Here is a 22,929-nt window from a genome sequence, read left to right on the forward strand (position 1 = left end):
ACGTTGGCCAGCATCGTGCTAGTACTATCATCGGGCTAATGTTAGCCCGATGATAGTACTAGCACGATGCTGGCTCGCATAACTTCGACATCCGCTTTTCTGACAAATTGCTGTCCTGGCACGAAAAGGCATTTGGTCCTAGTAGACTCAGGTGTAGGTCTGGGTGCTACTCAGTTTTAAGCACCTTGATGGTCCGGCTCTGGGTGGGGGTGCTTATCTGTAAGAGGAGCACACCTGGTCCCTGACCCACGACTGACAACTCCTGCTGCTCCATGGACTGGGGCCGGGCCACTTGTTTGCTGGTAATGACCCGGCCCTGAGCACTGACCAGTTGCAGCTGTAACGGCCCCTTGCTGGCTCCCCTGATCTGCACCCGCACCAGATCACCCTGCACGGGGTTACCCAGCAGGGTGACCTCCAGCTCAGGGGTGGGCTCCACTGAGGCCATACGGGCCGAGCCACTTGGCTCATTGCCCCACACCCGCTCGCCAGCCACATAGACAGTTACCCGGCCATTGGAGCTCGACTCGGCGGGCTGCTCCTGGTAGGAGTAGTCATTGCGCTGGTCAAAGCGCCCCCCGTCGGGCTTACTGATGCGGTAACGAACCCGGCCCGTGCTGGCCCCCGGGGCCAGCTGCCCACTTTGCAGGTAGGTGATCTCCAGGTAATAGTTTGCTCCCGCCACGGCCTGGGGCAGCTTCACCAGCTCAGCCCGGACGTTCCCCTCATCGACTTCTACCTGAAGGCGCTCATTACCGTCGGAGGTAAAGTAGTAGCGGGCCCGCAGATCGCTGTAATTGATGGCCACATTCCCCTCGTTACGCACGTTCAGATAGGTGTTGATCTGGGTAGCCGAGGGACCGTTCTTGCTCTCGGTCAGGGCCCGCACTACCCGTATCTGGGCGGAGCGGCCTGGTTCTACCCCCCAGATCAGCGTCCCGTTGTAGTAAGCTGTGATGCGCGGGTTACCCAATAGCTGATCGCGCACGAGGGCATACGAGTAGTCATCCAGCTCATTGAGACCGGTATAATCACTCTTGGCAAAGTAGCTCTGGATATTGCCTGAGTTGGCCCCGGCGGCCAGATTCCCCGCCTCGGGCGTGAAGCTGTACTCCACATAGCCTGAAGCTTCCTGTTGGGCTGGGTTCTGGGGCACGTAGCGCAGCCGCACGTTCTGGTTGCCCAACTGAGCGTAATTGATCGAGAGGTTGCTCAGGGCAGCGGCACCCTCCACGGTCAGGTAGTAGCGCAGGGTGATACCAGACATAGGAAGTGAGCCCGTGCTGGTATTGAGCAGTTGAAGCACTGGTTGCACGGCGTTATTATCGGCATAATTGTCCACATCACGGTGTAGCACCATCAGGCCACTGACCTGGCGACCGGCCACGTTTACTGTTACGCTGACTGGCGAACTGATGCAACTACCTTGCTGGCAAACTGCCTGATAGATGAACGTACCTGATTGGGTGGTAGGGACCAGAATAGGCGTACCCGTACCCGCTGTATTATTGGAGCCTGTCCAGTTGATCGTACCGGCACAGCCACTAGCCAGCAGAGTAACGGGCGTGCTGTTGAGTTCTACGGTAACGTTGGATTGGCCACTTTGGCTAAGTAGAGTCGGAGCGCTCAGGCTGGTATTACCCTCAACATTGACAGAAGCTATTGCGGTACAGCCATTGGCCGCCGTTAGTACCACCGAGTACAGACCCGCTGTAGAAACCGTGATCTGAGTCTGGGTCGAGCCTGTACTCCAGCGAACGCTGCCTGTTCCAGTAGCCGTCAACGTAGCCGACGGACTGGCACAGGTCAGCACGGTACTTGACACATTAATGCTGAGCTGAGGGGCCGTCTGATTCGCGTTAATTGTCACACTGGCACTCGCCGTGCAGCCATTAGGTGATGTCAAAGTCACCGAGTACGTACTCGGCGCATTTACAAAAATCTGGTTATCTGTTGAGCCAGTACTCCAGCGAACGCTACCAGTACCAGTAGCAGTTAGCGTAGCCGACGGACTGGCGCAAGTTAAGATTGTAGTTGAGGCCATGATACTCACTTGAGGGGTTATCTGATTTGCATTGATCATTACGCTAGCCGATGCTGTACAGCCGTTAGGCGCTGTTAAAACCACCGAATAGTTCCCTGATGCGCTGACGCTGATTTGGGTATCTGTTGAGCCGGTGCTCCAACGAACGGAACCGGTTCCAGTAACCGTCAACGTGGCTGTTGGATTAGCGCATGTCAAGACGGTGCTCGACGCGCTGATACTCAGCTGGGGCACCGTTTGATCGGCGGTTACCGTTACACTAGCTGATGCTGTGCAACCGACCGGTGAAGTCAGGGTCACCGAGTACGTACCTGACGCACTAACGTTAATCTGGTTATTCGTCGAGCCCGTATTCCAACGGAAACTGCCTGTACCATTAGCGGTTAGGGTGGCCGACGGATTGACGCAGGTGATGACTGTACTTGACGCACTGATGCTGAGCTGAGGGGCCGTCTGATCGGCATTTATCGTTACACTAGTACTCGCCGTACAGCCGTTAGGTGAAGTCAGTGTTACTGAGTACAATCCTGCCGTAGAAACGCTGATCTGGCTATTCGTCAAGCCAGTGCTCCAGCGAACGCTACCCGTGCTAGAAGCAATTAGAATAGCCGACGGACTGGCACAGGTCAAGACAGTACTCGACGCGCTGATACTGACCTGAGGGACGGTCTGATCAGCGCCGATTGTTATGCTGGCCGAAGCAGTACACCCATTAGGCGAAGTCAGAACCACGGTGTACGTACCTGATGCACTTACACTAATCTGGCTCTCGGTCGAGCCCGTACTCCAACGGAATGAACCCGTACCTGCGGCCGTCAACGTGGCCGACGGATTGGTACAAGTCAGTAGGGTGCTGGAGGCGCTGATGCTCACTTGAGGAACCGTCTGGTTAGCGTCTATTGTCACATTGGCCGTTGCTGTACAGCCACCGGATGAGGTAACCGTCACTGAGTAGACACCCGGGGTGTTCACCACCTTGGTGGCCGAACTGGTGTTGTCATTCCAGCGATAGGTGCCCCCACCCGTAGCCGTCAGGCTCAGGCTTGGCGTTGTGCAGCTTAGCGTGGTGCCGCCCGGGGTCAGGATGCTGGCCACTGGCGGGGAGGGAATGGCATTGATCGACAGGCTTAGGCTGCGGGTACAGGCCGGATTGACCGCCGACCGGGCCAGAATCGTATATAGTTGATTGGGCGGCAGGTTGGCAAAGGTGCCCGATGCCTGCCAGTTGGCGCCATTATCCCGCGAGTATTCGACCGCACCGCTGCCGGTAGCACTCAGGCTGATTGTCCCCGTTGGGTTAACGCAGGTAGGCTGAATCGTACCGGGAAAGCCGCCACCAAAGACAAAAGTGGGGGCCGCGATGATGGTTAAGGAAGCGGTGGCCACCACGGCCGGACAGCTTTCCTGAGCGGGCAGCGTGTAACTGACAGTGTAGCTTCCTGGCTGGCTAAAAACGGGGAATACCGTCCCTCCGCTATTGATGCTCAGTCCCACCGGGCTGCTGCTGAAACTACCGCCCGATAATCCAGTCCGGGTGGGGGCGTAAGTTGTCGATGCGTTCTGGCAGTAAGGACCAGCCGCGTAGCTGATGCTGGCCGTACGGGTAGGCACCGGATCAATCGTAAAGTTGCTAACCGTTCTGATGCAGGCGGCGGCACTTTGCGCCCGCGCCTGAATGGTGTAACTTCCTGGCAGTAAGCCACTAAACACGCCGCTGAGTTGCCAGGTGATGCCATCTTTGGAATAGTCGATGGTGCCCTGCCCAACGGCACTCACGCTAATGGTGCCCGTAGGCACAGCGCAAGTGGGCTGGGTTAGCTCAATGCTGCCCAACGTAGGCGGACTGGCAATAGTCAGCATGGCCGTGGCCACCACTGCCGGACAGCTTCCCTGAGCGGGCAGAGCGTAAGTAACGGTATAGCTCCCCGGCTGGCTGGTGTTGGCAATGAATTGCCCGGTGGTGCTGTTGAGGTTCAGGCCGGCCGGGCTGCTGCTGTAAGTACCGCCCGAGGTACCCGTCAGTGTGGGCGAAGTGGCCTCACCGCTGAGGGTGCAATACAACGTACCTGGGTAGGTGATGCTGGCGGCAGCCGGTTGGGAGACAGTCACCGAGGTGGTGGCCCTCGATAGCTGGCCACTGCTGCTGACAGTCAGGGTAAAGGTTTGTAGGCCCGTTCCACTGGCCGTCAGGAGTTGACTAAAAATGGGGGAACTGGCCGTTCCAGTCAGCGGGTTGCTGCCGTTGGTAAGCGTATACGAGTAGCTGCCCGTGAGATTGCCCACCGTGGCAGTAAAGCTGACGGAACTGCCCGCACATACCGAGTTAGGGCTAGCAGCAAACCCAGCCAGGGTAGGCGTGGCACTGTTGATCACCAGAGTATAGATAGCACTGACGCCTGAACAGCCGTTGGCATCATTGGCCTGTACGGTGATAGGGAAACTGCCGCTCTGAGTAGGAGTCCCTGACAAGATTCCTGCAGCTGACAAGGTCAACCCATTGGGTAAGCTGCCGCTGGCCAGGCTGAAACTGCGGGGCGCTACGCCGCCCGAAGCGGTAAAGGTTTGGTTGAAGGCGGTATTCAGAATACCAGTGGCCGTGGCCGGATTGCTGACCGTAATAACAGCCGTATTGCTGTATACGGTGGTCGTTGTTGTGCTTCTACAGCCTGTATTGCTGTTATTAACTGTGACCGAGTAGACGCCACTGGCATTAACGATGGCAAAGCCGTCACGCAATACGCCATCCGGAATCGCACCACTCATACCGAGGATCCCACCCCCTCCCTGGCGGGCAAACTCATAATGGGTACCGCCCGAACTCGTCAAGGTCAGGCTGGTCTGCCCGCAGGTCAAGGTTCCCCCGAAGTTAGACATCAACGTGGCAATTGGCAGCGCATTGACCGTTAGGCTGGTGGTGGCGCTGGCCGACTGGCTGTTGTCATTGATAGTCAGGGTGAAGGTTTGATTTCCAGAGCCCGAAGCGGTCAGGTTCTGACTGAAGTTTGTATTGGAGGACGTACCTGTGGTGGTGCTGGTGCCGTTGGTTACCGTGAAATTATAATTCCCCGTCACGTTGCCCACCGTGGCTAAGAAGGTGACAGGACTACCCACACAGACGGTGTTATCCAGTGTCGTGAAGCCATTGATAGTGGGCCTGTTGTCCACAAGGGTGAGCATATAAGCACTGCCCGTCGCCGAACAGCCGTTGGCGTCGGTGACCTGCACGGTGATGGTAAAGCTGCCGCTCTGGGTGGGTGTCCCCGACAAAACGCCCGCAGCCGACAAGCTCAGCCCGTTGGGTAAGCTGCCGCTGGCCACACTGAAACTGCGGGGCGACGTTCCACCGGAGGCACTGAAGGTCTGATTGAAGAACACATTTACCGATCCGCTTCTGGTAGTGGGATTGGTAACGGTAACGGTGGCCGTATTACTAATAACGGTGGTACTTGTCGTGCTCACGCAGCCGCTGGCGTTGGCTATCCGCACCTGGTAAGTGCCCGCTACCGAGACAGTTCGGCTGTTACCCGTTCCGGCCAGTACCTCACCATCATTGTTGGTAAAGGTGTAAGAACTTCCCCCCGTAGCAGTCAAGGTTACACTGGTATTGGTGCAACTGAGGGGACCACTGTTGCTCAGGCCGGCAATGGGAAGCGGGCTCACCGTTACTTCAGTTGTGGCCCGAGCCGACAGGCCATTACCCGTAACGAGTAAGGTAAAACTTTGGGTGCCAGCCCCTGAAGCCAGCACATTCTGACTAAAGTTGCTCGCTACCTTGACACCAGTGGTCGGTGTGTTGATGCCATTAGTGAGGGTGAAGTTGTAGCTGCCCGATACGTTGCCCACCGTGGCGGTAAAGGTGATAAGACTACCCACGCAAACCGTGGGATTGACGGCGGCAAGATTCTCGATGGTAGGTCTGTTGTCCACAATAGTCAGCACATAAGCACTGCCCGTCGCCGAACAGCCGTTGGCATCAGTAGCCCGCACGGTGATGGTGAAGCTGCCGCTCTGGGTGGGTGTCCCCGACAAGACGCCCACAGTTGACAAGGACAGCCCGTCGGGCAAACTACCGCTGGCTATACTGAAACTGCGGGGCGTTGCTCCGCCAGAGGCGCTGAAAGTCTGACTGAAGAACACGTTCACCGTTCCGCTTCTGGTGGTGGGGTTGGTGAGCGAAACGGTGGCCGTAGTACTGGTGACGGTAGTACTGGTCGTGCTAATGCAGCCGCTGGCGCTGGCTATCCGCACCGAGTAGGTACCTGACTCGGTTACCTCCACAGTGCTCAACGAGCCCGGTGTACCAACCACTACCCCACCCCGGGTAAAGGTGTAAGAGGTTCCGCCAGCAGCAGTCAGCGTCACACTGGTATTGGTGCAACTGAGGGGACCACTGCTTGTCAGGCTGGCGATGGGCAGTGGGTTCACCGTTACCTGGGTAACTACCTGTGTCGACTGGCTATTATCACTGATAGTCAACGTAAAGCTCTGCGTACCATCACCTGAAGGTGTCAAGTTTTGGCTAAAGCTACCCCCTACCCTGGTACCGGTGAAAGAAGTGGAGATCCCGTTGGTGAGGGTGAAGTTGTAGCTGCCCGATATGTTGCTAACCGTGGCGGTAAACGTGAGGGGATTGCCCGCACAAACCGTGGGGTTGACGGCGGCAAAGTTCTCAATGACGGGCCTGTTGTCCACAATGGTGAGCACGTAAGCACTGCCTGTCGCCGAACAGCCGTTGGCATCGGTAGCCCGCACGGTGATGGTGAAGCTGCCGCTCTGGGTGGGTGTTCCCGACAAAACGCCTGCAGCTGACAAGGTCAGCCCGGTAGGCAAGCTGCCGCTGGCCACACTGAAACTGCGGGGCGATGTCCCGCCAGAGGCGCTGAAGGTCTGACTAAAGAACACGTTCACTTCGCCACTTCTGATAGTGGGATTGGTGAGCGCAATATTTGCAGAAGCCGCCTGAAACTCATAAGCTCCCATGTCTATCGGTCCACTGTTATAGGGACGCGGATTACCCGCCAGATCGGTAGTGGGCCCACCAGCCGTCGTGTACGCGCTGAGGTTTCCGGCGTCGATAGCGGGCGCACAACCGTTAAGCTGGGTGGAGGTCGTAGACACAAAGGGCGAGACGGTAGCGGTCAGGTTATTTCCCCCATTGGTATAACCGGTTTCCGACGCCTCGATCAGGCTGTAGCGCAGCGTCACTGTTCCACGGCCCGCTGTAGTCAGGGTGTTGGCGCCGCCATTGCCAAACAGCACACAGTTGGTGAGCGAGCATGTATTCTCCGCATAAACGGCACCACCATCGCTAGCCGAGTTGCCCTGGAAAGAGCAGTTGATCAGGTTGGCAGTACTGTTGGGATTGATAAAGAGGCCACCCCCGTTGTTAGCCGTGTTGCTTTGGAAGGAACAGTTAAGTAGGATAGAACTACTGCTGCCCTCATTGTCTATTCCCCCGCCAATCCCGGCAGTATTAGCCTGGAAGCTACAGTTGGCCAAGCGGACGTTTGCACCACTATTGTACATCCCCCCGCCACTGTCAGAACCAGCATTAGCCTGAAAGCTACAGTTGGTCAGAATGGGATTACCGCCAACAGTACACATCCCCCCGCCAACAACAGCGATATTAGCCTGGAAGCTACAGTTGGTCATGCGGGGATTGGCATCACCATTGTACATCCCCCCGCCACTGGTGGTAGCGGTATTGGCCTGGAAGCTACAGTTGCGTACTGTTGGACTGGTCAGTACGTTAAGCATACCTCCACCCGCTCTGGCATTACCATTCTCCCCAGCAGCATCCCCCCCCGTAATAACAAATCCATCCAGCACCGCCGTATTATCAATACCCGTCTGATCGTTGTTGACTACATGGTAACTGTTGTCCGTAGTACCGGCGCTACCAATCTCCCCGGAGAGGGTCGTGCTAGAGGGCTGCCCAGTGGTCGGGTTGATAACTGGACGCTGAGTCAGGAGCGTCTCGTTGCCCACAAAGCCGCCATAGATAGCCACCCCGTTCTTCATCACAAAGCTGATGCTTCGGTTGGTGTTGGCGTTACCTCCCGGTTTGTAGATACCGGCTGCTACCCACACCTGATCGCTTGATGCGCTGGCATCGATCATGGCCTGCAAGTTGCTACTGGCATTAGTCCAGCTAGTGCCGCTACCGTTGCCGATGGCGATGGGCCTAACGTAGCGTATCGTTTGTGCCTGGGTCGCCAGGCTTATACTGACCAGGGCTAGCGCTAGCAGTATCCATTGCCGCAAATCAGTAAGTTGTTGAAAGAAACGTACACGTGAGTTCATAAAGATGGTAGAGAATAAGCTAGATAAAGAGGACTCGTATGGATACAGAGCGACAGGCTGTCGCCAGATCCAATCCGGGGAAACAGAAAGAAAGGAGGTGTGTGTGAAGCGGAAAGCGGTCAGCGGTTGATCAACCTATCAAGCGTTGCGGCCTGGTTAGATCCGTAGGCTGTGAGGTGGGGCAAATAGGATAATCGCAAGCCCGTCGGCCAGAAGAGTTGCCAAACGAGTCGATGTATTATCGTGGCGGGTAACCTGTCAGGCGTGTTCCCAAACACACCTATGTATGGCGTGAGGCCGATTGGCGTCAACAGAGAGGGCAGATAAACGTGGTGTTTCATAACTGAGCAGTAACCCGGAAGCGGATGAACTAGAGTGATCATCCGCTCTGGTTGATGGGGTAAAATTGCCCGATTTCAGTCGGCACGCGTTAGCTCATTTTCGGCAATATGTTGCTCGTTTTCGCCATTTACCTGCGTCCAGGTACGTCAATAGCCTATACAGGCCCGAAAAGAACCCATATAGGCTATCGATTACACAGATAAGTGACTTATTGATTAGCGTCTGTCCTGATGGACGTGGGAATCATACGCTGAGGCTGTAACGCCGAATTTATCCTGGAAAACCCGGCTGAAATAAGACAGACTTTCGAAACCCACCTTATAGGCTACCTCCGAAACGCTTTCCCCCTCACGCAACCGCTCGGCGGCCACGTCGAGTCGGATGGTGCGAATGTACTCCACGGCCGTCTGTCCCGTCAGCGCTTTCAGTTTGCGCACAAGCTGACTCTGGCTCATATTCATCAGCTGACTAAACTGCTCCACACCGAAGCTGCTATCGGCTAGTTGGCTCATCACCAACGCCCGTGCTTTGTTCAGAAAGGCTTCCTCTTTCGCCGAGTGGACAGGTACGTTGGCTACGTTACTCGCTACGTCCAGCCTGCCACTGTAGTATTGCTGCAGCCGCGCCTGTTTTTGCATCAGATTACGCACGCGAACTTTCAGCTCGGCCTGGTTGAAAGGCTTGGTCAGGTAATCGTCAGCACCTACTTCGAGCCCTTCGATCCGGTCCTCTACGGTTGCTTTGGCCGTCAGCATGATGACGGGAATGTGACTCGTGGTTTCCTGATTCTTCAGCAGCCGACAGAAGCCCAGTCCATCGAGCCGGGGCATCATCAAATCGCAGATGATAACGGTGGGTAGGCTGGCCGTTGCCTGCTCTAGCCCATCCTGTCCGTCGCTGGCTTCGATAATGTGATAGTCCGATTCGAAAACACTACGTACGTACGCCCGGATATCGGCGTTGTCATCGATGATCAGCAGCACATTGTCGGTTGCCGGAGCTGGTGAGGACGTATCACTCAGCGCTGTCTGGGTACGTTGTACAGACACAACGGGCTCGTTGCTCTCGACATGTGTCTCGTTAGGTACCTGCTCATTTAGGATAACCAGCGGCAAATGAACAGTAAACGTAGTACCGACACCTTCTGTGCTGGTAACCGTGATCCTCCCCCCTAGCACGTTAACCAGTTCGTTGACCAACGACAGCCCAATACCCGTGCCTTCATACATCCGGCTAGTTTTACTGTCGACCTGGTAGAAACGCTTGAATACGTTTGCCAGGTTAGCCGGGGCAATGCCAATGCCGGTATCGTCTACTGTCATAACGATCTCCTGGGTTTCGGCCGGCGACGGGTAATCGACACGCAGATGCACCTGCTGGCCGGCGGGCGTAAACTTGAAGGCGTTCGAAAGCAGATTCGTACCGATTTTCTCTAGTTTGTCCCGATCAAAACTAGCCTGAAAACGGGTATGCGACTGCGTAAACGAGAACCCTATCTGACGACTTTCAGCCAGCGAGCTAAACGAACTGGCCATCGTTTGGAAGAAAAGGGCCATATCGCCCGGTTGCGGTTCGGCTTTGAGCTGGTTGGCCTCCAGTTTGCTCAGATCCAGGAGTTGATTGATCAGGCTTAAGAGCCGATTACTATTCTGCTCCATCAGGGTAACGACCGGCTCGGTCAGCATAACCACTTTTTCGGTCAGAAATCGTCGTTTCAAATCCGTCAAGGGCCCTAAAATCAAGGTCAGCGGAGTGCGGAATTCATGGGAGATGTTGGTGAAAAACTGCGTTTTCAGCGTATCAAGCTCCGCCAGTCGGCTGGCCTCTTTCTGCTCAAAACGTACCTGCTGCTCGAGTAGCCACCGTTGTTTCTGGAATTGATAGGCTTGCCAGCCAATCAGCCCCAGGATTAAGCCATAGAGTACATACGCCCACCAAGTGCGGTAAAAAGGCGGGTGTATCCGTATGACCAATGGCATTGATCTGCTCCAGACATCACCATCAGCCGACCCTTCAACCTCAAACGTATACGTACCACTGGGTAGCTGCGCGTAGTTGGCGAAGCGATTGGTACCCGCCTCTACCCAATCTCGATCGATCCCATCCAGCCGGTAGCGGAACTGGTTTTTGGTTGAATTGGCATAATCCATGAGGGCAAATTCAAGCGTCACCAGGTTTTGGGTATGCGACAAATCGAGTCGTCGCGCCTGTTCGATACTTTGGGGCAACACTCCATCAGAAGCACCCACAGCGACGGCATCGTTATTGATTTTTAGCCCGATGATATGCACCGTCGGCGCCGAGTCAGACGGGGCTGATGCTACATCTTTAGGTCGAAAGGAAGTCAACCCGTTTACGCCACCGAAGAGTAGTTCGCCCGAAGCGGTTTTAAGAAACGAACCTGTATTGAACTCATCGTCCTGTAGCCCGTCGGCCTTCGTATACTTACGAAATTTGAAGGTTCGGGGGTTAAACTGCGCCAGGCCCCGATTGGTACTCATCCAGAGGTTTTTAAACTCATCCGTCAAAATTCCGTACACGACTTTGTTGGGCAGGCCCTGGGCTTCGGTAAAATGCCGAAACCGGCCCGTTTGCTTATCGAGCCGCTCCAGCCCTCCTCCTTTGGTGCTTACCCATAGATACCGTGTAGGCTGATCAGGATCGTCGATGGTACTGGAGACAAAATCGTTGTTCAGGCTTTCCCGTTTGGCAACATCATTTCTATACAGCGAAAAAGCGGGCTTTGTCTGTGGATGATCGACCCGGATAAGGCCGCTCTGCGTACCAATCCAGCCAGTACCGGTCCCATCGAAATACAGGGAATAGGTTTCCACCTCGGCGGCCTGTCTGGGTAACAGATGCTGGTACGAAAACAGAGCGAATGTCTCGGTAGCGGGATCAAACCGAAGGAGTTTCCCGTTCATGGCTCCGATCCAGAGGTGCCCGGCTTTATCTTCCCGGGTTTGATTTCCATACAGGCCGAAAGCAGTACCGACCGGAAGCGGGTAGATTTTTAGTCGTTGCCAGTTCTCCGAAAACTTAACCAGTTGATGAGCAGCAGTATTGGTCTGGGCGTTGTTCATAGATGCCCAGAAAAACCCCTGCCGATCCTGCATGAAATAAAGTGCCCGGTCATGGCGAGCAGCCTGGTTATTGCCCCAGAATGGTGTCTTGATCCTACGGTTACGGGAGCGGTCCAGTTGCCCATAGTCGAACTGATCCCGAACATACGTCTGGCCTCGTCTATCCTCAAACAAGTAAGAGAGTGAACTACTCGGCAGGTACGTCCTGAATTGCTTGATACGTGGACTGAACCGGCGGAGCCCATAGCCTCCCGTACCTACCCAGATGTTACCTGTTTTATCGATCAGCAGTTTAGAAACGGCAAACACATTGGGCGGCATAACGGCAAATGCATTACGAGCCGATAGGCTATCCTGTGCATAAAGCTGGGCGGGGGTCATGAGCCACAGAAAGTCGGGCGTGGCCACGGCAATTGTCTGGTCATCTATAGCAGCCAGACAAACATTGTAGTTTTTGATCGGCGGCAACCGGATAACCTTACGTTTAGCCCCCTGCCACCCAATGAGCGTATCGGCACTGAAGCCAAACCAATGATCAGACCGGGTAGTTTTTGGGGAGAGTTGAACCAGAGAAGCTGTGCCGCCAAATTGGGTAATCTGGGTTATCCCGTTGGGCTGTTTCCAGTTAAGCGCAAAAAGCCCTTTGGCCGCACTAACCATGGCTTGCCCATCAGCATGAAAAAGAATATGTGAGGGGGCGTTTCGAGTATCAGCGCCGAACAGGGGAAATGAAAATCGGCTGAACCGGACCAGACCGGTAGCAGTAGCCTGCGTGGGGAAACCCGTCTTTAACTGGTCAGAAAGTGTGAGTTTAATGAGTCTATTCTGGCTGGTTCCTACCCAGATATTGCCTTCAGGGTCTTCGTTTAGTGAACTGATCTCGTAATTACCGGGGTCGGGCGATGCCGGATCACTCATATCGATATGGTAGAACCGCTGTGTCCGGTCATCATACAAATTAAGCCCGCGGGTCAACGTACCCACCCATAATCGACCAGCGTGATCTACCAATAAGGTTGAACAGGCATTCGACGACAAGCTAAACTTGTTGTAGGCATCATGCGTAAAAACCGTGAAGTTGTAGCCATCATACCGATTCAGGCCATCTTTGGTAGCCGCCCATATGAATCCCTTATGATCCTGTTTCAGATCATAGATCATGCCCTGCGATAAGCCTTCAGATATTGTTATTTCTTGCCAGCCTTTAAACTGGGCGAAACTTGTAAGTGGCAATAGACTGAAGAGCAGGCAGAGAAGACGCATTCAACTAAGTTTTGGCTGAAAAAGTACGTAAAATCGTGCCAATCTAGTTTATTCTCTAGATTTAGTAGGTTTTATCTAAAAAAAGTGACCACCAAAAAAACGGCACCCAAAAAGCGTAGAGCCTTTCCGAAAAGAAAGAAACAACCCATTACCAGTGAAAAGGACCTGTGACATAGATCTTGTTCGGTTTTCTTCACCGCACCTCCTCAAAAGTGGCCCATCTTGCCAGAGGCTGACGATGGCCTTTTTGGGTTACCTGGCCATATAGTTAGTGCCTGATGCCAGCCAGTATCTGGGGATGGAGTTAAGTTGTAGACTGTTTGACCCGAATAAGGCTGGGTCGGCATCGGTTGCATCTGCTGTTAAAGGAGTATGGCATGCTGGCCAAAAACAAAGCCGGTAAAGTGGCTACCACAGCGTCTAATCATCCACATTACAAGTATCCTACCTGGGCTAAAGACCTAAAGCCAACCCGGATTACCGAACTGTGGCCGGGCCGCCGGAGCGATGAAATTGCGATGGCTGAACGGGTACTTCGTTCTCTAAAAGATGATTGCAAACTGGCCCGTGGTTTCTCTTCCTTTTCATCAGCAGAAGAAGCGGTTGAACGAGCGATCAATGCTTATAACACGGTTCGTCCGCATGCATCACTGAGCTACTTTACCGCAACGGCGGACCGTCTCCAACAGATGCATCAACGTAAGCGAAAGCCTAAGCTTCGCTGGTACCCGTACAAGAAAGTGAGGTACGGAAATGTACAATATAAGGCCGCATTTCGATGATTTTAATGTCTGTCCAACTCAATCAGTAGCACACGATTCGGAACAGACTGGAATTACATTACTGGCAATTCAGCTTGTTCCGAAGTGATGATTCACGAATAATAAGTTGGGTCTCGAATACCTTTGTTTCACTACACAGCGCTTCAGGACTTTCAATTTGGCGCAACAACAGTCTGACCGTTTCATTCGCCATCTCAGCAATGGGTTGATTGATACTGCTCAACGTTGGCGAAACATAGGCAGATACTGGTTCATTATTGAAACTAACAACTGCCACGTCTCTCGGTATAACCAGCCCTTTCTGTTGCATCGCGTAAAGTGCGGGGTAGGCAATCCGATCACTGATAGCCACAACGCCATCAGGTGGCTGGGGCAAGCTCATCAGCGATAAGGTTTGCAAGATGGTATTTTCGTTCGTGTAATCGCAGTGGCGAATATATTGGTCACCAGCCGTTACGTTATACTGATATGCAGCAGCCAAATACCCATTAATTCGTTCGCTGCTTAAGGATAACTGGGACGGACCAGCCAAAAATCCAATCCGACGACACCCTTGCTCGATCAAATGTTCAGTAGCTTTAAAAGCAGCCGCCTGATTGTCGACCATTACTTTGGAAACAGATGACATATCAGCTACGCGGTCAAGTAAAAGGACCGGCAGTCCTTTTTTGACTAATCGTTCAATATGTTCAAGATCGGCGGTGTCCCGGGAGAGCGAAAGCACAAATCCTTCGACTTGACTACGTAGAAGATTTTGAATACTGACGGTTTCACGCACATACGACTCATTTGTCTGAGCCACCAAAACGCTGTACCCAGCCTGCATGAAAGCTTCTTCCAGGCTATTGAGCATAGCCGAGAAAAAATGATAGGATAAGTTTGGGAAAATAATGCCGATTGTCTTTGTTCGGCTTTTGACTAAATTCTTGGCCAACTGATTTGGCTGATAGTCTAACTCCTTCGCCAGTCGTACTACCGCCTTGCGCGTATCTGGATGGATCTCAGGCAAATCACGGAGTGCCCGCGAAACAGTTGAAATCGATATATTCAGCTTGCGAGCAATGTCCTTGATTGTTACAGGTGTATTTTTCATGTTGCTTAAGTTGTCGCTATAATAGAACAATTCTAATAATCAGCAATATTGATATATAAGGAAACGTAAGTATCTATCAATCAAACTGAGTAGCCTTAAAAAGAAAAGTTTAATATTTCTTAGCCATAATCCTATCATGCAAACGTTTGCGCAAACGTTTGCATGATAGGATTATGGCGTATACAGTACTTTGGTGTTCAAAAGCAGTTGACATCTTGTACTTATACGGTATTTTAGTAAAATATATTCAGGCAAAGCCCATTTTAAAGCATAACCTATATGTAAGTGACGTTTAAAGACGCAATGAACGAAATTGTCTTTTACCAAGAAAGAGAGATAACTGCCAGACGAATAGGGCATGTACCTTATCAGACTGTTCAACTGAATTTTGCTCTAAGAACACTCACACTGCTTATCACATTTATAACAACCAATTATGGCGAGCTCACAGTCAATTCCTACGGATGAACAGCTAATGGCGCAACTCTGGATTCGATTCAAATCAGGTGATGAGCGAGCCTTCGATCAGTTGGTGCAGGCGCGCTACCGGGTTTTATTCAACTACGCTTCTCGTTTCACAAAAGATCGTGAGTTAGTGAAAGACTGTCTCCAAGACTTGTTTCTTGAGCTATGGAATCGGCGGGCCGTGATTGTCGAAACACCCTACGTGACGATTTACCTGATCAAAGCGTTCCGTAACAATTTGTTTCGTCGGTTACGTCGTGAGTCGACTCGCCCATTGAATAGCGATGAGCCAATGGAATGGGAGACTATAGCGACGGATGAGTTAACTGCCGATCATAAATGGATTGCCGATGAGATGCTGGTGTCTACGGAACAGAGCCTTCGGCGAGCCGTTGATCAGTTACCAAAACGGCAACAGGAAGTTGTGTTTTTGAAGTTTTACGAAGGCCTGACCAATGACGACATTGCCCAGGTAATGGATATTGAAAAACAAACGGTTGCCAATTTCCTCTACAGAGCCATGGCACAACTGCGGACCATCCTACCTGTTCGCTTGTTTTCCTGATCAACTGGATAACTAACTCAACATCCCGGCCACCTCTGACCTACGTATACCAGATCAGAGGTGGCCGGGATGTTGAGTTTACGGCTAGAGCCAAGGATCAGGCTGTGCTGAAAAAATCTTAAAAAAAGTTTATAAAAAAAGGGTATGCTCCAAAAGTGTTTGTCTACTTCTTTGTGACCAGGGAAAATATCAGACGCTTATATGCCCGATTACACAACGTATACCTTTGAAGAGCTTGTGCTGGACGATCTGTTTCGGCGATGGGTGCTGAAGAATACACCTGCCGATCAGGCATTCTGGACCGAGTGGCTACAGAAGCATCCGGATAAGGTTGATCTGGTATTGGCCGCCCGGCAGTTTGTGAGTCAGATGCAGCAGGCACAGGAAGATCTGTCCGATGACGAGTTAACCAGTGAGGTGGCCCGGATTCGCATCAATAGGCAAAAAGCGCAGGATCTGGACGAATTACAGTCGGAGCCGCTACCACGACGTTTTACAGGCTGGGTACGTATCGCCGCTGCCATCGCGCTGATAATCGGACTGGGAACGACAGCTATCTTTTACTGGCGTACTCCCACTACGCCCCTCGCCGTTTACCAACACACGGTTGAGCAACAAGCCGGAACATTACAGGAAGTACACAACACTGGCAGTGCCAGTCAGTTAGTTCGTTTGCCCGATGGTAGTAAAGTGACCCTCTTTCAGGGAAGTAAGATCAGCTTTCCCCGAAAATTTACAGCTCAGCAGCGGGAAGTGTTCCTGGTTGGTGAAGCGTTCTTTGACGTAGTCCGCCGGCCAAAGCAACCGTTCATGGTGTATACTAACCAACTGACCACGCAGGTGCTTGGTACCAGCTTCACCGTCCGTGCCTATCCGAATGACAAAGAAGCCAAAGTAATTGTCCGGACGGGGAAAGTATCGGTTTTTAAGACGCAGCCCGATGGGAAACTGGGTGAAATGGCCGGCAGCGAACCAGCGCTGATCCTTACGCCTAACCAGCAGGCAACCTATCAAGCCAGCGGCCAACAGCTGGAGCGATCACTCGTAGCACTTCCGGAGCCGCTGGCAATCCCAACGGGACAACCCCAGGCGGTCGCGTTCGATCACACCCCGGTCGTGACTGTTTTTAAGAAAATGGAGGCCGCCTATGGAATTATGATAAACTATGATGCCGACCTGTTGGCCAGTTGTGAATTGACAGCTGAATTTGGCTCAGAATCCTTGTTTGAGAAGCTCGATCTGATTTGTCGGGCAACCAACTCACGTTATGAAGTCGTTGATGCCCAGATAATTATATACAGCAAAGGATGTCGATAATGGATCATCGTACATTCCAGCATTAACTAACAAGATGTTTACTAACGGCCAAATCCGTTCATCCTTCAATAGATAGCCCACCTGCCAGCGACAGGCTACTTGCCTGACCGCCCGCTGACATTTACCCCCCACCTGCTTTAGTGAAATGATCCAGTCATGAATTGGGTAAGGGGATTTTTTGTGCCAATCCTAAACGAGTATTTTTCAATTTGTCTATGTTAATCACTACAAAACGACGAGAGATTTTCTCTAGAATCATGAGACAAGCAGGCTATCAGATCTTTGTAATGATCTGGTGTTCCAGTCTGGTTCTGGCCCTGGATGGGAAAGGCCAGGAGGTGCTGAATCGCTCCATATCCGTTACCATTGCGAACCAGCGGGTAGAGCAGGCCATCAAACAGATTGGTAAACTGGCATCAGTTCGATTTATCTACAGTCCACAGGTAATCAAATCGGAACGAAAAGTAAACCTATCGGTACAAAGTCAGCCGCTGTCGTACGTGCTGAATTCCTTGTTGACGCCGCTTCAGGTTTCGTACGAAGTTGTTGGTTCCCAAATCATTCTGCGCAGTACTAGCACAAGCCAGGCAACAACCGTTGTGCCGGATAAGGCTGTATCGGTAGCGTCTGTGCCTGTCGACCAAACGATTTCCGGAACGGTGACCGATGAAAAGAATGAACCATTGCCCGGCGTTACCGTAGCCATCAGAAATACATCGCGCGGTACAACGACCGATGCTACCGGGAAATATACGATTGCCGTACCGGACGAGAACGCCGTGTTGGTGTTTTCATTCGTGGGCTACGAACGGCAGGAGGTGACGGTGGGTAAGCAAACATCGCTGACCGTACAGCTTAAAGGGGAAGTTCGTGGATTAGACGAGGTGGTAGTTGTCGGTTACGGAACGCAAAAGCGGGCCACCTTAAGCGGCTCCATTGCCACTGTTGACAATAAAGTATTTCAGGATAGAGGCGTTGTCGATAACCCACTCTCGGCTTTACAGGGCCAAGTGCCAGGTGTAATTGTTACACGCTCATCAGCCGCTCCGGGCCGGGCCAACTGGAATTTCCAGATTCGGGGCGCTACCTCGACTAATAACACTGACCCATTAATCCTTGTTGATGGGGTCGCTCTCAATAGCCAGGCAGCCCTTAATTCAATCAACCCGAACGACATTGAAAGCATGTCGTTTCTCAAAGATGCGTCAGCCGCTATTTACGGAGCCCGGGCTGCGGGGGGCGTTGTGCTGGTAACGACCAAACGAGCAAAAGCGGGTAAAACGACCATTCAGTACGATGGCTCCGTTTCACAGAAAGTGCTTGGTCTACAGCCTCACCTGATTAACGTTCAGCAGTTTGGGCAGGGGCTGGTTGAGGGAACAACCAACGATTACTATGGCGTTCCACCTGCTTCTTTCCTTTGGTACAAATTTGGGCAACAGATGCTCAATCCGCCCGCAGCAGGCTATGTAGACTATACTAATAATGGGACTGTATCACCCGCTAATAACCCGTTGAACCCTGGGTTTGGCGACGTGAAAGATCAAACTTATTTTAATACCAACTGGGTAGACGTATTGTGGGGAAAAGCTAGCTCAACCCAACATAGCCTGAGTATATCGGGCCGCAGTGAGCGGGCCGGTTACCGGGTATCGGTGGGGTATCTGAATGACGGCAGTATGCTGAAATGGGGCCAAAACTCCAACAGCCGGTATAACATTCGCCTGACGCACGATTACCAGTTTACCAGTAAGTTGAAACTTGAATCGAACATTTCGCTCGAAAAGAACGATATCATTCAGCCTACGCTCATTGGCGCTGTGATGGGACAGTATCAGCAACCTGGCTTTCCGGTGTCAACGATTAATGGTAAGCCCTACGCCTGGGGTACACAGTATAGCCCAAACTGGCAGGCTGAACTGGGAGGCGAAAACAAGGAATATAACAACCGGGTGTTTACCAATTTCAGGCTCAGCTACCAGTTGAGCAATAACCTGACCCTGGTAGGACAGGCTGGCTATAACTGGACAGCTACCGATCTCAAGGAACAGCAAAAGGTTATTTCCTGGTACAATTATCTGGGCAACATCCAGGCGGCAGATAATCCTACCCGGCAAAACTCATTCTATCGCCGCCGGCTAGATAAGGATGCCTACACCACGCTGAATACGTACCTGAATTACGCGAAGACGTTTGCTCAGAATCATGATGTCAGCCTGACGGTTGGAGCCAACTACGAACGTGACGAATACAACTGGTACCAGGCCCGCACCAGTTATGTAGCCAACGACAACGTTCCCTCCCTGAATTTAGGCATTGGCGATGCCACGACCAAGAGTGTTGATGAACGGCAGAACCACTATGCCATCGGGTCCTACTTTAGCCGCTTTAACTATGCTTATCAGCAGAAATACCTGCTTGAGGTCAACGCACGCTATGATGGGTCTTCAAAATTCGATGCCTCAAACCGTTGGCAGTTGTTCTACGGGGTATCAGGTGGCTGGCGTATCGCGCAGGAAAATTTCATGAAGGATCTGACGTTCCTCAACGACCTGAAGATACGGGGATCATACGGGGCTGTGGGTAACCAAAGCGGCATTGGCCTGTACGACTACGTTCAGCTCCTGAATGTGGCAGCTACGGGTGGCGCAACCAGTGCGGGCTTTCCTATCATCGGCGCAAGCCCTGTCGTGACCGTTGCACCGACTACCAGCTTGATAAGCCTGAATCGTACCTGGGAGCGGGTTGAAACGACTAACTTCGGCCTTGACTTTTCGGTGTTGAACCGCCGACTATCGGGGAGCTTCGATTATTTCGTGAAACATAACCGAAATATGTTGCTGGGGCAGACATTTCCGGCCGTGCTGGGGGCCTCAGCGCCAGCAGCCAATATCGGTCACTTGAAAACCTGGGGTTGGGAGGCAGCCGTGAACTGGAACGACAGGATCGGTCAATTTGGGTATCGCATTGGTGGTAGCCTGACCGATAACCAGAATGTATTGGTCAGTTACGGTGGTGCCAACGTAATCAACCAGGGCTTTAATGGAACGGTAGAAGGGTATCCGCTTGGCTCTTATTTCGGACTTGAATATGCAGGACGCATTCAGACAGCCGAGCAACTAACCGCTGCCCGTGCGCTGGCCACTGGCAACAATATCAGTATGCCCCTGACCACGGCTACCCTCCCGGGTGTACGTATTGGCGACAACAGCTTCCGGGACCTTAATGGCGACGGTAAATTAACCGTACCGGGCGACTTGAAGTACCTGGGCCGTGACGACCCCCGCTACGGCTTTGCGCTGAATTTAGGTGCCGATTGGAAAGGCTTCGACTTCCAGGCTGTTTTTCAGGGCGTAGGCCAGCGAACGATTTTCCGGGAAGGGAACTGGCGGGTACCGTTTGGCTCAATTTTCCAGGGCCAGACTGACTTCTGGGTTGGTAAAACCTGGACACCGACCAATACCGAGGCCTACTACCCTATTCTGTCGACGGGTCAGAATGCGACATCATATAACACATACAACTATCAGATATCGGACTGGTCGGTAGAAAACGGTGCCTACGTACGGTTGAAGAATCTGGTGGTTGGCTATACGTTGCCTGCCGTCGTTACCAAACGGCTTAGGGTTGACCGGCTTCGGGTGTACTATTCGGGAAATGACCTCTGGGAAACCAGCCACATTCGGGATGGCTGGGACCCTGAGGCAACCCGTAACGTTGGGCGCGCTAATAGTGAGTCCACATTCAGCCGATATCCTTTTTTTCGGCTCCATACAATGGGTGTAAATCTGACCTTTTAACTGATTGGCGACTCACCGCGTAGCGTTCATCAACTCTGTTTTTTTGGACGCTACGCTACACCTGAAACCTATTTAGACTATGACATCCTTTCGAAAACTAGCGATCCTTTTACTGGCCGGTTCGCTAACGCTAACTCACAGTAGTTGTAACAAAGTCCTGAATTTAGATCCGCTCGATCAGCTTTCGGATGCCGCCTACTGGCAGACACCGAATGATTTTATGCTAGCTGCCAATGCGTTTTATGCCTACCAACGGTCATTTATCGATGTGCTTTATGACGCAACCGGCTCTACGCAAAACTATCATTCCGATTTTAAAAGCGACTTTGCTTCGGGTCAGAATGCCTACAGCCGTGGCTTGAATACGGTACCGGTAACTGATGCAAACTACAACAACAACTACAGTAGAATTCGCACAATCAACTACATGCTGGGTAAGGCCAGCGGGTATGGCAATCAGGCTGAAATTGCCAAATACGTTGCCGAAGCCAAGTTCTTCCGGGCTTACGTCTACTTCGATCTACTACAGATCTTTGGGGGCGTACCCATTATCAGCACACCGCTGGCAACCGATGCGCCTGAACTACAGGCTCCGCGAAATACGCGGGATGAAGTGGTTGACTTTATCCTGAAGGATCTGAACGAAGCCATTACGGCCCTGCCCGCTAAAACGGGCCAGAACGCATCGACAGAGCAGGGTCGGATTAACAAGGAGGCGGCACAGGCCTTTCTGGGGCGGGTAGCCTTGTACGAGGGTACCTGGCAGAAGTTCCGCAACAACTCCTCCCGCGCCAACACGTTACTGGATGCGTCGGCAGCCGCTAGCGGAGCGGTTATTACGGGTGGGCAATACCAGTTGTTTGCCCCGGCAGCGCTGGGTGACTCAGCTCAGAAATACCTGTTCATCCTGGAGAACCAGAAATCGAATCCAGCCAACATCACCAAAAGTGCGAACAACGAGTACATTCTAGCCAATCGCTATGACTGGACGCTCCGGCAAATTCGCCAGAACGTATCACGTCAGGCGCAGGTGATGTCACCCACCAAAAACTTTGTCAATTTGATTTTGTGTCAGGATGGGTTACCCATTGAGAAATCACCACTTTTCAAAGGGTATGCAACGGTACTTTCGGAATTTCAGAACCGGGAAAATCGCATGAAATACACGCTGAAAGTACCAGGTGGCTACTACTGGTTTGGAATTAACAATCCTCGGGTAGATTGGACGAGTGGGGCGGCAGACAGGGCCACAGCTTATGGGTCACCCTTCAGAATGTACACGGGTGGGCTTGGTGGTTATGGTCATCAGAAGTGGATTACAGAGCGCGCCGTGGCCGACAATGAAGAAGCCTATGACTATCCCGTGATCCGGTATGCTGAAGTCTTGCTCAACTATGCGGAAGCTGTGTTTGAACGGAACGGTACTATCAGTGATGTTGACCTGGACAAATCACTAAATCTGGTTCGGTTACGCGTCAACAAGACGATGCCGAAACTGAGTAATGCGTTTGCGCAGGCTAACGGGCTGGATATGCGCACCGAAATCCGCCGGGAACGCAGCGTTGAGCTGTTTTACGAAGGTTTCCGAGTAGACGATCTTAAACGGTGGGCCGCTGCCAGTGAGTTAAAGAAGCCATTGATTGGTCTGAAATGGACGGGGACAGAATACCAGACATTGTGGCCTGCGATGGCCTCTGCTCCTAAGGATGCCGAAGGAAATATTATCATTGATGGCAACCGTTCGTTCAGTGATAAAAACTACCTACTACCCATTCCCACGCAGCAAATTCAGCTGAATCCACAACTCACTCAGAATCCGGGCTGGTAAGCAACTACACTGTCGCTTAAGTAGCTACAGTAAGGCCACTCATA

General features: G+C 52.4%; 8 protein-coding genes. 5 read left to right on the plus strand and 3 right to left on the minus strand.

The window, feature by feature from the left end:
• Positions 1 to 166: 166 nt before the first annotated feature.
• Positions 167 to 8,347: a cellulose binding domain-containing protein gene (locus tag ACAW87_RS07760; protein ID WP_370722786.1), complete on the minus strand. Its 8,181-nt coding sequence runs from the start codon at positions 8,345 to 8,347 to the stop codon at positions 167 to 169.
• A gap of 557 nt (positions 8,348 to 8,904) precedes the next feature.
• The gene (locus tag ACAW87_RS07765; protein WP_370722787.1) at positions 8,905 to 13,035 is read right to left on the minus strand and encodes a hybrid sensor histidine kinase/response regulator transcription factor; all 4,131 of its coding nucleotides are present in this window, start codon (positions 13,033 to 13,035) and stop codon (positions 8,905 to 8,907) included.
• A 320-nt stretch (positions 13,036 to 13,355) separates the two neighbouring features.
• Between ACAW87_RS07765 and ACAW87_RS07770 the strand changes: the two genes are divergently transcribed.
• Positions 13,356 to 13,817 (plus strand): integrase core domain-containing protein, encoded by a 462-nt coding sequence (locus ACAW87_RS07770; RefSeq protein ID WP_370722788.1) that lies wholly within the window; start codon positions 13,356 to 13,358, stop codon positions 13,815 to 13,817.
• A gap of 58 nt (positions 13,818 to 13,875) precedes the next feature.
• On the opposite strand, the gene ACAW87_RS07775 is transcribed toward ACAW87_RS07770, so the two are convergent.
• The gene (locus ACAW87_RS07775) at positions 13,876 to 14,910 is read right to left on the minus strand and encodes a LacI family DNA-binding transcriptional regulator (protein ID WP_370722789.1); all 1,035 of its coding nucleotides are present in this window, start codon (positions 14,908 to 14,910) and stop codon (positions 13,876 to 13,878) included.
• A gap of 436 nt (positions 14,911 to 15,346) precedes the next feature.
• Between ACAW87_RS07775 and ACAW87_RS07780 the strand changes: the two genes are divergently transcribed.
• From ACAW87_RS07780 to ACAW87_RS07795, 4 genes are all read left to right on the plus strand, one after another.
• Positions 15,347 to 15,940 carry an RNA polymerase sigma factor gene (locus ACAW87_RS07780; RefSeq protein WP_370722790.1) on the plus strand — a complete coding sequence of 198 codons (594 nt, stop codon included), beginning with the start codon at positions 15,347 to 15,349 and terminating at the stop codon, positions 15,938 to 15,940.
• A 201-nt stretch (positions 15,941 to 16,141) separates the two neighbouring features.
• Complete coding sequence (locus ACAW87_RS07785; RefSeq protein WP_370722791.1) at positions 16,142 to 17,257, plus strand: FecR family protein; 1,116 nt, start codon at positions 16,142 to 16,144, stop codon at positions 17,255 to 17,257.
• A 257-nt stretch (positions 17,258 to 17,514) separates the two neighbouring features.
• Positions 17,515 to 21,057 (plus strand): TonB-dependent receptor, encoded by a 3,543-nt coding sequence (locus ACAW87_RS07790; RefSeq protein ID WP_370722792.1) that lies wholly within the window; start codon positions 17,515 to 17,517, stop codon positions 21,055 to 21,057.
• 79 nt (positions 21,058 to 21,136) lie between these two features.
• Positions 21,137 to 22,885, plus strand: coding sequence for a RagB/SusD family nutrient uptake outer membrane protein (locus ACAW87_RS07795; protein WP_370722793.1), 1,749 nt, complete (start codon positions 21,137 to 21,139; stop codon positions 22,883 to 22,885).
• Positions 22,886 to 22,929: the final 44 nt, after the last annotated feature.

It is taken from the genome of Fibrella aquatica, assembly GCF_041321135.1.
GTDB classification, from domain to species: domain Bacteria; phylum Bacteroidota; class Bacteroidia; order Cytophagales; family Spirosomataceae; genus Fibrella; species Fibrella aquatica.